Annotated in this window: 8 protein-coding genes; all 8 read right to left on the reverse strand. The window is 53.8% G+C overall.

Going from position 1 to position 14,616, the window contains the following annotated elements; translation table 11 throughout:
• The 8 genes from P2W70_RS20555 to P2W70_RS20590 all read right to left on the reverse strand — a co-directional run bounded on the left by P2W70_RS20555 (window position 1) and on the right by P2W70_RS20590 (window position 14,552).
• Window positions 1–1,755, reverse strand: coding sequence for a sensor histidine kinase (locus P2W70_RS20555; protein ID WP_276483399.1), 1,755 nt, complete (start codon window positions 1,753–1,755; stop codon window positions 1–3).
• Window positions 1,756–1,945: 190 nt separating this feature from the next.
• Complete coding sequence (locus P2W70_RS20560) at window positions 1,946–2,923, reverse strand: 3-keto-disaccharide hydrolase (RefSeq protein ID WP_276483400.1); 978 nt, start codon at window positions 2,921–2,923, stop codon at window positions 1,946–1,948.
• 181 nt (window positions 2,924–3,104) lie between these two features.
• On the reverse strand, window positions 3,105–5,072 hold the full coding sequence (locus tag P2W70_RS20565; RefSeq protein ID WP_276483401.1) for an isoaspartyl peptidase/L-asparaginase: 1,968 nt from the start codon (window positions 5,070–5,072) through the stop codon (window positions 3,105–3,107).
• 2 nt (window positions 5,073–5,074) lie between these two features.
• Window positions 5,075–6,508, reverse strand: coding sequence for a RagB/SusD family nutrient uptake outer membrane protein (locus P2W70_RS20570; protein ID WP_276483402.1), 1,434 nt, complete (start codon window positions 6,506–6,508; stop codon window positions 5,075–5,077).
• A gap of 11 nt (window positions 6,509–6,519) precedes the next feature.
• Window positions 6,520–9,804, reverse strand: a complete 3,285-nt coding sequence (locus P2W70_RS20575; RefSeq protein ID WP_276483403.1) for a TonB-dependent receptor — start codon at window positions 9,802–9,804, stop codon at window positions 6,520–6,522.
• Window positions 9,805–9,911: 107 nt separating this feature from the next.
• On the reverse strand, window positions 9,912–11,012 hold the full coding sequence (locus tag P2W70_RS20580; protein ID WP_276483404.1) for a FecR family protein: 1,101 nt from the start codon (window positions 11,010–11,012) through the stop codon (window positions 9,912–9,914).
• Between the two features lie 108 nt (window positions 11,013–11,120).
• Window positions 11,121–11,672 (reverse strand): RNA polymerase sigma factor, encoded by a 552-nt coding sequence (locus tag P2W70_RS20585; RefSeq protein ID WP_276483405.1) that lies wholly within the window; start codon window positions 11,670–11,672, stop codon window positions 11,121–11,123.
• Between the two features lie 27 nt (window positions 11,673–11,699).
• Window positions 11,700–14,552 carry a S41 family peptidase gene (locus tag P2W70_RS20590; RefSeq protein ID WP_276483406.1) on the reverse strand — a complete coding sequence of 951 codons (2,853 nt, stop codon included), beginning with the start codon at window positions 14,550–14,552 and terminating at the stop codon, window positions 11,700–11,702.
• Between the last annotated feature and the right edge of the window lie 64 nt (window positions 14,553–14,616).

Below are 14,616 nucleotides of genomic sequence, written 5' to 3' on the forward strand. Positions count from 1 at the left end.
TTACAGCCAATTCGTTAAGGTTAATTGCACAGTTGTTCCTGCAGGGGTAGAGTCGACTTGCAGGATGACAGGTTGCGTTGGATACAATTGATTGACCAGGGCAATGCGCTCTTCACTCAGTTTGAGGCCAAAGGCGCCGGCGCGCAGCGGTTCAGCAGCTGCCATACCCCGTCCGTTATCACTAATCGAGATCACGAGGTGATGGTGATCTGGCTTCACGTTGATACTGATCCGTCCTGCTGTTTGCAAGGCCGATACACCATGTCTGACCGCATTCTCCAGAAACGGTTGCAGCAGCAACGCAGGCAGTTCGACATTGGCGGGCACGATGGCCGGATCGAGAGTACAGGTGTATTCAAAGCCAAATCGCAATTGCTCCATTTGCAGGTAATCAACCGACAATTGCAATTCATCTTCCAGGCTCACCAGGTCTTCTTCACTCGATTGCAACACCTTGCGCGTTAGCCGCGCAAAACGCGCCAGGAACTGATTGGCCTGCAGCAGGTTTTGTTTGTTCACGAGGTTTTGGATCGACCCCAGGGCATTAAATAAGAAATGCGGATTGAGTTGCGCACGCAGCGCCTTCAACCGAAGCTGAGCTTGCAGGCTGCGTGTAGCTTCCTGCTGCAACCTGCCCCGGCTGTACCGGCGATACCCCAGGAACACCAGTATTGCCAACGCCACGAAACCCGACAGCCAGGCCAGCAATACTTTCTCCGACACATAACGGCCTTGCCGCGTTGCCGGCAACACCGTGAAGGGAAGCGTCAGCATCCGGGCCGGATCCCATACAGGCCAGCGCGCCATCGGTTCTATCCGTAGTTCATAATTACCCGGCTCCCGGTACCAAGAAGCGTTGATAGTGATTTGTCCGTGTGGGTTTACAAAACCCACATCCAGCGTATCGCGGTGCCTGGCTGTGTGGCGCAACAGGTAGGCGATATACGCCACCGTTGGCCTTCGTTCCAGCTCCACCGTAACCTGCAACACACTGTCGGCCGGAAAGGAAAAATCAAGCGGTATATGGGTCAACCGGTCAAATCGGGTGGCATAACCACGGTTACGTGCAAGATAAGCGAGGTTAAAATAGTCGCGGGGCATTTGCAGGGTAATCTGCCGCAATACCGGCCGCAGGTCGGTTTGCCAGTCGAACAACACACCGTCGCGACTCGCGTAGTTTTTGGTGTTCACCACTTCTACCAATACGGTTTTACCCGGATAGCGAAACTTCCCGATCAGGGCATAAGGCTTCCGGGCTCCATGGCGCTGTTCCAGCTGTGTCACAGGGCTCCAGGGCACCAGTTCTACACTATCGTTGGCTACGACGTGGTAACGATAATCACCTGCATTTTCCGGCGTAATACCCAGGGCCAGCAATGCCGCTTCCGAACTATCCTGGATGCGGTAACTATGAAAGTCCCTGGTGACGGAACTAACCGGGTTACCAAAGTAATTGGTCAGCGTGGGGTTCAATTTTACACCAAGTATCAGCGGACTATTCGGACTGTTCTTCACCACGCCTTCCCGGGGTCCGGCCTGCAGGTGATCGAATACCTGGTACAATGCCGTATCCGGCACCCGAACGTAAATGGCTTCCTGCATCCGGGCCTGTGTAGTGATGGTATTGAGTTGAAAAAGGATATGCTGACCAAAAATCTCCGCGGGCTGTTGCGCGATCAACGGCAAGGCGCCTACCAGGCAACACCACAACACTCCGTAACGACGGCTACTCTTTGTTGTACGATATGGTGTCATTTCCTTCATCGGGCACAAACCTCCTGAAAAATTGTCAAGCCAACAACCGCCGCTGAGGATTGGCCGCTTCCGGCCGAGTGGCTGACAGCTATTCATCAAAAAGGGCCGACCGTAGATGGTCAGCCCTGTTATCAGGATGCGATTATTGTACAATGATCGGTCGTCCCAACCTGGGATTTATCTATCACCCCTATTTCGCCGGCGTGATCGTGATCTTCCGGAACTCGATCGGACCGTGATCGCCTTGTATATAGACAGGGCCGGGTTCGCCTTCATTGCTATCCAGCGCACCACCGGTAATGCCGGGAATTTCCTGGTTGCTGATCACCGTCTTGCCATTCACCACCACGGTCACCATACGGCCAACCAGGGTGATATCATAGCTTTGCCATTCGTTGGGCCCCTTGGAGTTGATCTCGCTCGGCGTCAGGAAGCCATACACCCCGCTGAACAAATGAGCGGATGGATGGTCGGTGGCAGGATTGTCTTCGATCTGCACTTCATGACGGCCACGCAGGTACACACCACTGTTGCTGCCTTTCTGGAAGCGGAATTCTACATGCAATTTGAAGTCGGTAAATTTCTGATCGGAGATCAGGTTAGATCCAGAACGTGGACTGGTCAGGATACCGTTGCGTACTTCCCACTGGTTCTCGCGACCAAGGGCTTTCCAACCGGTCAGGTCTTTGCCATTGAAGAGTTCGACAGCCTTGCCCCAGGTTGGAGCGGCTTCTCTTTTCAGGTAGGGCGCTTTAACGCCGGTCCAGTTGTATTTTTTGCCATCGGGAAGTACCACTGTGCCCTGTATACCGGTTGTTGTTACTTCGCCTTCCAGCACCAGGTCCTGGTCGCCCCGCTCCCATTGCCGCGGAATGCTGAAACCAAACTTGCCATTGTCGAAAGTCACTTTCGCCACCGGGCGCGCACTGCCGGTTATACCTACATAATATCCCACCAGGGTACTATTGCCCGAGAGCTTTACTTCGAGCCAGGAGGGTGAGGGCTTACCATCGCGGTCGATGGTGATATCCCAACGACCGATCAGGTCTTTGGGTTCTGCTGCATTCAGCAGGCTGAAGCTGACCGGGGTCATCGTTGCAGGAGCTGCCTGCAGGGAGCTGGCTCCGAGCAAACAACTTATTCCAACTACAAAAAGGTTCTTGTTCATGGTTTTCATTATAAGGGCGTAAATATAAAGAGTATCTGCGGCCTATGGGCATAAAAAAAGGACAACGTGATTAATGCGTTGTCCTGGCGGGTTCGGGATTTGCGTGCTATTTCAAGCAGGGAGAGAACCTAAACCATCTTGCCAAAGCAGCACACCTTGCACGGGGCATGCTGCCAATCACTTATTGCTCGCCATAGATATAGATCTCGATCTTACCATCGGCAGTAATGGCGCCACGGTACATACCTTCCGTATTGAAGGGCATGGCCATATTGCCGTTCTTATCCAGCGCTATCAGGCCACCATCACCACCCAGTTTGCCCACCTGCCCAATGACCGCCTTTCCGGCATTTTGCAGGGTAAGGCCCTTGTATTCCACCAGGGCACTCAGTTCGTGGGCCACGACCGTACGGATGTAAAACTCACCCCAGCCGGTGCAGGATACTCCGACACTACCATTGGCATAGGTACCCGCGCCAATGATCGGCGCATCCCCCACCCGGCCGTACTTCTTATTGGTCATGCCGCCGGTAGAGGTACCTGCTGCGAGCACGCCGTTCTTGTCCAGCGCTACGCAACCTACCGTACCGAATTTATAATCTACATTGATCGTTCCTTTGCGAGGCGCCGCACTGTGGTCGAGCTTGGCTTTCAGCGAATCTTCTTTCAGCGCTTCCTGCAAGCCCTTCCAGCGCTCTTCGGTACGGAAATAGGAAGGGTCTACCAGTTCGATGCCTACCTCTTTGGCAAACAGCTCGGCGCCGGCCCCTACCATCATTACATGCTCCGATTTTTCCATCACCGCACGGGCCGCCGTGATCGGGTTGCGGATCGTATGTACACCGGCTACAGCACCAGCTGCCAGCGTTTTGCCATTCATGATGGCCGCATCCATTTCGTTTTGCCCATCGTGGGTAAACACGGCACCTTTGCCTGCATTGAACAGCGGATTGTCTTCCAGTACACGTACCGCTGCCACGACCGCATCCAGGCTCGATGCACCTGCCTTCCACTGCGCATACCCTGCTTCCAGCGATTGCTGTAAGGCTGCGCGATAGGCTGCTTCTTTCTCCGGGGTCATCTTGCTTTTCAGGATGGTACCCGCGCCACCATGCACGACGAGTACATATTTATCCATCGGACTTTGCTCCCACTTCCCATTCTCCATCCACCACCAATACCATTTGCCGCCTTTCGCCTTGGCGGCATCGAAATCGGCTACGGAGAAATAACCATTACCGGTAGGGCTACCCGGCACCTCATATACTTTTACCGCCTGCAGGCCGGCCTTCCATTGCAATGCCCTGTCCGCTTCGCAGCGCTCGGGGCGTTTGCCGGCATCGGTCAGCAGAAAATAAGCCTTGCCTTCACCGATTACGGTAGCGTCGCCTTTTTCGTCGATGCATACCGCGGTGCGCTCGTCGGGCGCAATGCCTTTCGGTAACACTTTCCAATCCTGTATGATGCGCGCCAGGAAGGTCATATGCCGCCCCTGGCGATTGCGTGCCACATAGTGCTGGTCGGTAATGACGTTCTTCAAATACGGCGGCTGCAGAAAATCATTGTTGTACAGTTTCACTTGTACATCGTAGGGGTCCATCCCCACGGCTGCTGTGGCACTGCCCACCTCACCACTGTAATAGAAACCACTCAGCACGGCACAACCGGCACTGGTGCCGCCTACGGGTACTTTCTTTTGGTTCAGCAGGTAATTGATGGCCGCCGACGTTTTGGTATTTCGCCAGAACTTCATGTAGTTCGATTGGTCGCCACCCGAGATGAACAACATCTCTGCGTCGCGGATCTTTTGGGCCACCCACTCATCATTGGCCACCTCCCGCGAATTGATCAGCAGGGTTTCGATCGAGTTTACGGATCCGCATTTGGCGATATCCTCGTGGTAGAGGTAATCGCCCGATGCACGGATCACCACCACATCGCCTCCACCACTACGATCGATCATCCATTTAAAAGCACCATCTACATTACCACCGCCACCGATCAGGGCTACACCGCCTTTGGTCACTCTTGTTACGTCTTTGGCATCTCCCATCAGGCCCAAAGAAGCCTTTAGTGGCTTCGCGACTTGTGCAGAAGCAGTCTGCAGGCAAAGCCCGCAAACTGCTAGTATAATAGACCTCATCATCATGCTTAATACCGGGGATTTTGTTTCATGTTCTTATTGGCCCTTATCTCACTGTTGGGTATCGGCCATACATACTGCGCCTTATCAGGGGGCAGCAATACGGCACCCAGCGCATTGACGGCATCTTCCGGATTGCGGCTGATCGGCAGGTTGTACCGGCGCAGGTCAAAATGACGATGGCCTTCAAAAGCCAGCTCTTTAAAGCGTTCTGTCAACAGCGCCGTCAGGATCGCGTCTTTGTTGGCAAAGTCCTGCGCAACATAACCATTGATACGTTGAGCGCGCAACGCATTCAAATCAGCCTTGGCAAGGGCCAGGTTGTCTTTCTGCGCATACGCCTCGGAGCGGATCAGGTACAGCTCGCCGGTACGGAACAATTTGATGTCGACCAGGTTCCGGTTGTCTGGATCATCACTTGTGTACTTGATCACCGCATTGGGTGTTTTACCCGCTGCGGCGCGGTCTGCATCCACTTTGATATAGGCGCTGAAGCGGATATCGTTGTTCTTATCGAAAAGATTTGTCAGTTTATAAGAAGCCGCGTAATAAATGCGAGAACCAGCCGGATCATCGAGGAAGGTGGCCTGGGTATACGCATTGCCCAATGGCGTTTCTTCATCGGAGGCAATGCGCTTCAATTTCCACAACACCTCACTGGTCGTTTTATCGCGCCAGATATTCGTAAAGCTGGAGCGGGCAGCCAACGGCACGGCATTGATCGCCTCGGTAGCGTATTTAATGGCATTGTCCCAGTTCTTCTCATACAGTGCTACACGAGCCTGTATGGCGGATATCGCCGGCAAGGTAATGCGCGTCACATCGGTAAAGTCGGCCGGAACCAAGCCTTTGGCTGCTGTGAGGTCGGCATTGATCTTCGCCATGGTCGCGGCAAATGTGAGGCGGGCCGGACTGCCAATACCCCACTGCTCCATATAAGGTACTCCCAGCGAATCGGCTTCGTAGCGGGCCGCAAAATTTCGGATCAGTTCAAAATGACAGTAGGCACGAATGGCCAGCAATTCACCATGGTATTGTTGCTTCGCGGCTTCCTCCCCTGCTTTGGGTTGTATGCCGTCGAGTGCTGCCAGTACCCGGTTGGCCCGGTCGATGGCAGTGTAGTTGTCTAACCAGGCATCATGTACAAAGCTGCCATCGTATTGCCAGCGGTGCGTAGCCACACCCGAACCGGTATTATTCTCGGAGGGCAACATCACCTCATCGGTAATACGCGACGTATAGAAGATACTGCTGTAGTAATTCAGTTTGGCATAAGCCCCCAGCAATCCTTCATTCAGGTCTTTCACGCTGCGGAATGCTTTCGACGGATCGATGGTGTCGGTGGGTGTCAGGTCCAGTTGCTTGTTGCAGGCGGTAAATCCCAAAGCGACCAGGGCCAGCCCGGGCAACCATTTTTTATAGGTAGTGCGTAATGTGATCATGGAAGATGGAATTAGAAGTTAACATTTAAACCAACCACAAAAGTTCTCGGTGCGGGATAGCTGAACCGGGCATACTCGTTGCCGTTTTCCGGATCAAAGCCACGCCATTTGGTCCAGGTAGCCAGGTTTTGCGCCTGCAGGTTGATCTGGATACCGCTGATCACCTTCAGGCGGTTGATCACCGATTTAGGCAGGTTATAACCCAGGTTCACGTTGCGAAGTCTTACAAAAGAAGCATCCTGTATATCGCGGGAAGTAAAGTTGCGCGGCGCATCGATCCTGGGCAGGATGGCATTGTCGCCGGGTTTCTTCCAACGATCGTACAGCAGGCGTACCGACTGGTTGCTGGTGATGAAGCTGGGGTTCTCGTTGAAGTAATCTTCATTATTGTATCGATACACCCTTGCATTGAACGAGAACAGGGCGTTGAAATAAAAGTCTTTCCACGTTACCGAAGTATTGATACCGCCGGTGATCTCCGGTATATAGGTACCAAACTCGGCCACACTCAGGGTAGCGGCATTGTAGTCGGTGGTGATCTGTCCGTCGGGGGTATAATATTGCGGATCGCCATTGGCCGGGTTCACACCCGCCCATTTGGGGGCATAATGCGATCCATACGGAAGGCCAACGCGGATGATACCGGTATAACCATTCTCAAACTCATTGCTGCCACCGAGGTCAAGCACCTTGTTTTTATTGTAAGCCATATTGGCGCCCAGGGTCCAGGTCACCGATTTGCTCTTCACGATATCGCCCTGCAGATCGATCTCCACACCCCGGTTGCGCATTTTACCGGCACTGATGTTCAGGCTTTCGAAACCCGACGTGGCCGACAGCGGCTGATCGATGAACAGGTTGCTGGTAATACGGTTGTAGTACTCCATCGTGAGGCGGATACGGTTGTTCACAACACCCAGATCAAAGCCGATATTCGCTTCCTTGGCATACTCCCAATCGTAGTTGGGGTTGCCCGGTTGCGTAGGCACGATGGCGGTATTGCCACCATAACTGTCGTTGCCATACGTAGGCAGGTAAGCAAAATCACTGGGGAAGGGACTGGCGGTAGTACCATAGCTGGCCCGCACGCGCAGGTTGCTGATAAAGTCTACGTCGGCCAGGAAGGCTTCGCGCTTGGCTTCCCAGCTGGCGCCCAATGAATAGAAGCCATGCCAGCGGTTTACCTCGGGCAGCGTCGACGAACCATCGTAGCGATAGCTCGCATTGACGGTATATTTATTCTGGAACGTATACCGGAGCAAACCAATAAAGGAAGCCATGGCATTTTCCGTACGACCACCACTCAGGGCTGGGGTGTACACACCCGGACTACCAACACCAGCCGGTGTACCCGGCAGACGGCCATTGATACCATAACCGGTATAGCCAAATGATTTGTATTTGTTGTTCAGGTATTCAAACAAACCCGATACTTCCACATCATGGTCTTCGGCAAATGTCTTGTTGTAAGTAAGACCCGAAGTGGATACCAGCGCGAGGCGGCGTACCAGTCCTTCGCCAAAACTACCCATTCGGCCATTGGAGACCCTTCTGCCGGCATAGGAATCAGGATTGATGAACTGCTCGGAGGTCTGATCGCGGTAGTCGATACCCAGCCTGGTTTTGGCCGTCAGCCCATCCAGCAACTGGTAGCTGAGCGATATACCCATGATGGTTTTCAGCTGATCCTGCCTGTTGTAGGAATTCAGCATACGCTCATACGAATCACTGCCTTCGCGCAGATCGAGCACCGGATAGTTGGCACCATCGCCCGTCGTCACCAGTTTGCCATCAGGTGCAAAAGGGTATTCATACGGCAGCGCGTAATACACGGCCGACAACGGGTTGTTGCCACTGGTAGCATTTTCACTTTGAATGAGGCTCGAGCGGGAATAACCCACGTTGAGGTTGACATTGGCGGTGAAGCGGCCATAGGTAAAATCCAGGTTGTTTTTCAACGTATAGCGTTTCAATCCCGACACACGCACCAACCCTTGCTGATCGAAATAATTGAGCGAGGTATAAAAACGAATATTTTGGTTGCCTCCACTGGCACTGATCTGTTGCTCCATAAAATGACCGTCGCGCATGAACAGGTCGCGCCAATCGGTATTCACGCCGAGCAAACTATCTACAATATGGTCAGCTTCTGCTTTCTCCGCAGGCGACTTCGACGCGTATTCGGGATTCAGTTTTGAATAGGTCCAGAAAGGGCCCGCTTCTGCTCCCGTTTCCACGCCAATGCCTTCTTCAAACTCCTTGCGCTCGGCCGAGTTCATCATGCGAAACCTGGTGGAAGTAAGGGTCGATACGCCGTATTGAGACCGGTACTCGATGGCCAGTTTGCCGGCCTTGCCTTTTTTGGTCGTCAGAACGATCACACCATTGGCACCACGCGAACCATACAGGGCTTTGGCAGAGGCGTCTTTCAGCACCGTCACCGATTCAATATCGCCTGGGTTCAGCGATTGAAAATAACCGGCTTCGATGGGTACCCCATCCATGACGTACAACACCGAGTTATTACCGCCGATAGAACCGATACCGCGCAATACGACATTGGCACTGGTACCGGGCTGACCGGACACCGCATTGACCTGCAACCCGGGCACCCGGCCCTGCAAGGCCTGCTCGAAGGTGGCTACCGGTACATCATTGATCTTATCGCCACCGATGGTGGTAGCGGCAGAGGCCGACTTGTTACGCGAATAACTGGTATAACCGGTTACCACCACTTCATTGAGGTTGACTGCGGATAACTTCAGACTCACGTTGATGGTGGCTTGTTGGCCGATGGTTACTTTTTGTTCCAGGTAGCCCACCAGTGAGAACTCCAGCGCTTTGGCGGCATCTGGTACTTCGATGGTATAATCGCCGGCGGCATTGGTCAGGGTGCCCGTTTGCGTACCTGCCACCAGCACCGATACACCCGCCAGGGGTTGGTTATCGGGCCCGGTTACTTTTCCCTTGATGGTCTTATCGGGAGCGGGTTTGCGGTCGGTGGCATAGATCACGACCAGGTGGTCATCTTTTAACGAATAGGCCAGCGGCAAGCCATTGAATGCCTGTTTCAGCACCTGGTCCAGACTGGCACTTTTTGCCTGGATATCTACCCGTTTATCATCGGGCAGCGTCCCCGTATGGTATACGAAACGGTAAACGGTTTGCTTCTCTACTTCCAGCAGCAATTGCCGGATCGTTGCTTTACTTAATTGAAGGTTGATCTTTTCCTGTGCAAAGGTTTTTGCCTGCGCCTGCATGCCGACAAAAACAAGCAGCACAACAGTCAGCTTCATAAAAAACAACAGTTGCCGGCCGGGAATCAACCGGCGCCGCACTGCGTTAACACGAGCAGTCATCATAACGTTAGTTGGTTTACAGTGATCAATACGATGTTCTTCCTTTATTTACTGATAATGATCTTCTCTTTGTCTACCTGGAAACTAAAAGGATACGACAGTTGCAGTGCTTCCAGTGCTTTTACCACGGTTTCGCTTTCAAACGTGCCGGTATAGCGATAGGATTTCACCGCTTCATCGGCAAAGCTGATCTGGATACCATACCAATCCTGCAGCTTGACGGCGATGGCCGACAACGGTTCGTCTTCGATACGCAGCCGGTTGCGCAGCCACTCGATCTCCTGCGCCTTGTGGCTCACCGGGTCGGGAGAAAGTTTGAGCACGTGTACCGTCGCTTTGTGGCCACCATCTACCTGTAAGCCTCCTTTGTCCGACACGATGGCTTTCATACTCGGCGCCAGGACCACCTGCTGCTCGGGGTGATCTTTCAACGACACCACCACTTTACCGCGAAACAAAGCCGTCTCGACGTGTTCCTGCGAAGGATAGGCCCGTACATTGAATACCGTGCCCAGCACTTCAATATTGGCGGCGCGTGTGTGTACGATAAAGGGCCGGTCGACATGATGGGTAACATCGAAAAAGGCTTCTCCGGTCAGGCTCAGCTCCCGTGTCGACTGATTAAAACCAGCCAGCAAGGTGAGGCTGCTGTGACTGCGCAGGGTCACCACCGAGCCATCCGGCAACACGACGGTTTTACGGGGCTCATCGCCCGAACGCAGCTCTACGACTGGATCTACAGCACGCACCACTGCGGGTGGAGATATCTTAGTGGGTAAGAAAGCTAGGTACCAATAATATCCTGCCACCGCCAGCAGCAACGCGGCTGCGGCAACGACCGACACATATTTCCACCGCCGCCTGGCCGGAAGGATGGTGGCTGTTGGCTGGTCAGCCAGTGACTGCTTCAGCAGGTCGTACCGGTCAATGCCATCTGCCAGCTGACCCCGTTGCTCCTGCACATTGCCCTGCCGGGCGTTCAGGATCGATAGCAATTGCCGGGCTTCTTCCACCAGGTCCTGTTGCGCAGGATGTGCTTCGATCCAGGCCGTCCATTGCGCCACCGCCAACGCATCGTCGCCCCGGCAATAACGCTGGAAGGAAACATCGCACACCAGCTCTTCAACAGTAAAATGGGTATTCATGTGGCTGCCTTTATCTATACAGAGGGCAGGAAGCCGATTATTTCCCGGGTATTTTGGAACTATTTTTTAAAAAAAAGAAGAGAAAGCGATTTTAACCGGAGCAAAAACTCACTTGAGTAATTTCCGCAATAGATGGATGGCGTTGTAGATCGTATTATAAGCAGTCTTGATACTTTGGGAGGTACGGGCAGCCACTTCTTCATACGTAAGGCCTTCAAAGAACATGAGGCGGATCAGTTCTTTTTGTTTGGGTGTCAGTTGCTGCATGGCCCGGTGCAGTTTTTGGCGCAGTTCTTCATCGTGCTGTACACGTACGATAATTTCTTCATAGGATAGTTCGGCAGCGACTTCGTCGGCCGAGAGACGGCTGATGGCGGCGGAAGTTTTGGATTGATAGGCGAGTTTATCCAGCAACATTCGCCGCAGCGACGTGAACAGGTAGGCACGTACATGGGTCACTGGTTGCAGGCGGGTGTGTTTGTCCCAGAGCTGAAAGAACAGCTGGGTAACACAGTCCTTCACCAGCTCGTCGTGCGCTGTGATCTTCAACCCAAACCGCACGAGGTGGAAATAAGTATTATTGTACAACTCAAACAGCGCCTGTTTGTCGCCCTTGCGGAGTTGTTCCCAATATTGCGTATTCAGTGCATCCTCATTCATACCTTACTATACTTGTTCCGGTGCCGGTTAGGGCTTGTCGGCTACCGGTTGTTGCAACTGCTGCAGCATCGTTCGTATGGCTGCTTCCAGTTGTTGATCCCTGCCCGCTTCCAGGGCATCCTGATCGTTCCTGACTTCGATATCGGGTTCGGTAGCCTGATTTTCCAGGTAGCGCCCGTTAATGCCCCTGACGCCCATCACCGGCACCGCAAAACTAAGGCTACGATCGATTAATGCATGCGCCGATTGCCAGGTACAGGAACCGGGCACCGGCATACCAACCAGGGTGCCCAGGTGCAGCAGCCGGTAATCGTATACAAAACAATGACCATCGCTGTAATTGGCTTCATTGGCCAATACGATGGTAGGTTTGGTCCACCGGGCCACGGGCTCCCGGCTCAGCACGCTGCGGTCATTGGCATTGTCGCGCAAGGCCGTACCGCTGAGAAACGCTTCCAGCTCCAGTGCCAGGTTGCCACCGCGGTTGTAGCGGGTATCGACGACCAGGGCATCGCAGCGATCCATGCTGCCCAGCACCTCCTCCACCACCTGCCGGTACGCGGCATCATTCATCCGGTACAGGTGGATATAGCCGATACGCCCCTGGCTGGCCTTTGTCACCTCCTCCCGGTTGCGCTGCACCCAGCGTTGGTACAAACTATCCGTGGTCGCCGAGAAAGCCACTGCTCCTGCTCCTCTGCTGCCCTCTTTCTTATAGGTAACACCGGTATGACTCACATTCAACTCGCCCAACATTTCATTGAGCAGTTCTGCCAGATCGTAGTTATTGAAGATCCCCGGCAAAAATGCTGCGTACTGATCGTGCAGGGCGGGCCAGTTGGCGCCATGCCATCCTGTTGTATAAAACGCCGTAGCTACCCGCCGCCATACATGGTCCAGCATCGACCGCCGCTGAGCCTCCAGGTCTATCGATATTGTTACCGACGTTGGTATCACCCGTTTATTACCGTTGCGCGGATCGACTTGCGTGATCACCCCATCCGACAATGTATATAGAAAACGTTGGGCATCGTCCCATTGCAGGCTGCCACCTTCTGTGCCGAAGGAACTAAGCCGGCGTGTTGTCTGCTGCTGCAAATCCGTACACCAGAGATCATATTGATCCATTGTTTTTGCCAGGCAATAAAGCCGCTGTCCGTCGTTCGACAACAACGCGTCCGACAACAAGGCAGCATCCGTCGTCAAACGTGTACGCTGCGCTGCGGGCAAGGCTGTATCCTGCCCCGCAAAAAGTCCATACACATCGAGCTGTCGCTTACCGCTGCGACCAAACCCATGCAGGCCCTCCCGGTCACTCAGCCAGGTGATACCACGGCCATGCTGTTGCCAGGATGGGCGGATATCGTCGAAGCCACTTTGCGACAGATTGATCAGTGCACCGCCTCCCGCTGCATCCACCACGCCCACTTCGCTATTGCCATTGCCTGGCGCAGGAAACTGTACCAGTAATTGCTGTCCACTAGGACTCCATTTGAAATATTGATCCAGTTCGCCTTCATTGATCAGTTGACGGTCGAGTATCGTTCTCGATTGACGGGTTCGTAGATGATAGACTTTCAGTGTCTGCCGGTTTTCGATGTAGGCGATCTCCCGACCATCCGGCGAGAATTGCGGTTGGTTGTTGTCGGCATCATTGCTGATCAATACCTGCTCGACTATCGAAGTAGCCGATACCCACAACGAGTCAGGTGTCATGACTGCTGTGGCCTGCATGATCTCCCAACTTCCCTGGCGTTCGGTGCCATAGATCAACTGCTTGCCGTCTGGCGAAAAGCCAATGCCCGCTTCCGGAGCAGCAGTAGCAGTAATCTGGCGGACACGTGTATCCCGGATCGAGGTCACAAAAACCTCCCCCGCGGCGACGAAGGCGATCTCGCGGCCCGATGGAGAGATGGCCATTTCCGTAACAGGCTGATGGGTTAGCTGGCGTCGCTGCGCATCGGGTCGTGGTATGGGATTTACCTGCACCCGCACCGTCGCCTTATGGTAACGTTTAATATACAACTGTCCACCATAGCCGTAACACAGGGTGCCGTTACGGTCAATACTTAAAAAACGGACGGGCTGCCCCCGGTAAGCCGTTACAGCAACAGCGGTAGTATCCCCCACCAGTTGCTGGTAAATATTGAAGGAACCATTCCGCTCGCTGAGGTAATAGATGATTTTACCATCGGGAGCATACACCCCATTGCGGTCTTCGCCGACAAAGCTACTTATCCGTTGGTGCACCTGTTGCGCGGCATCATACACCCAGATATCCCGCGCGCCGACACCTGTCTGGTGTTTGCGCCAACGGTTCTCGCGGGTCTTCACATCCTCGTACACCAGTTTGCCTCCGGGGCCTACCCGTACATCCGCCATGGGCGTCGACAACAAGGAACGCGTATCCCCTCCCGTTGACGGCACTTCGAATAACTTGTGTCCTTCATCCAGGGGAAACTGGCGGCTTTGCGCCAGTGCCACCCGGGCACTGCCAAACAGTACCCTGGTATCTTTCGCAGAAAAATCGAAAGGGAATTCATCAGCGACATGTCGGGTCAGTTGGATGTCCTGTCCACCGGCCAGGGGCCGCACATATACATCGAAATTACCGGCGCGGTCGCTCGCATAAGCGATCCGTTTCCCATCATGGCTCCATACCGGCATGAACTCATAGCCCGCGCCACCCACCCACAAACGGGCTTCTCCCCCCGTTGCAGGCACGGTATAGATGTCGCCTGCGTACACAAAGGCAATGGTCTTGCCATCGGGAGCGATAGCAGGATAGCGCATCCACTGCGGAGCGGCAGCCGCAGGCGTTTGTGCCGGCAACCTGCCAACTACCCCACTCCATATAAGCAACAACAGGATCCTTTTCATATACAAACCATAAAGCGCGGTCAAATTACGGACAAACCAACGAACGCCGCCAGAAAATAACAAT

Source organism: Paraflavitalea pollutisoli (assembly GCF_029360705.1).
Classification (GTDB): Bacteria; Bacteroidota; Bacteroidia; order Chitinophagales; family Chitinophagaceae; genus Paraflavitalea; species Paraflavitalea pollutisoli.

What these genes read in the sequence shown, in the direction of transcription:
- P2W70_RS20570 (WP_276483402.1), bottom strand. Translation starts at nt 6,508, where the DNA reads ATGATCACATTACGCACTACCTATAAAAAATGGTTGCCCGGGCTGGCC.
- P2W70_RS20585 (WP_276483405.1), bottom strand. Translation starts at nt 11,672, where the DNA reads ATGAATGAGGATGCACTGAATACGCAATATTGGGAACAACTCCGCAAG.
- P2W70_RS20555 (WP_276483399.1), bottom strand. Translation starts at nt 1,755, where the DNA reads ATGACACCATATCGTACAACAAAGAGTAGCCGTCGTTACGGAGTGTTG.
- P2W70_RS20560 (WP_276483400.1), bottom strand. Translation starts at nt 2,923, where the DNA reads ATGAACAAGAACCTTTTTGTAGTTGGAATAAGTTGTTTGCTCGGAGCC.
- P2W70_RS20590 (WP_276483406.1), bottom strand. Translation starts at nt 14,552, where the DNA reads ATGAAAAGGATCCTGTTGTTGCTTATATGGAGTGGGGTAGTTGGCAGG.
- P2W70_RS20565 (WP_276483401.1), bottom strand. Translation starts at nt 5,072, where the DNA reads ATGATGATGAGGTCTATTATACTAGCAGTTTGCGGGCTTTGCCTGCAG.
- P2W70_RS20580 (WP_276483404.1), bottom strand. Translation starts at nt 11,012, where the DNA reads ATGAATACCCATTTTACTGTTGAAGAGCTGGTGTGCGATGTTTCCTTC.
- P2W70_RS20575 (WP_276483403.1), bottom strand. Translation starts at nt 9,804, where the DNA reads ATGAAGCTGACTGTTGTGCTGCTTGTTTTTGTCGGCATGCAGGCGCAG.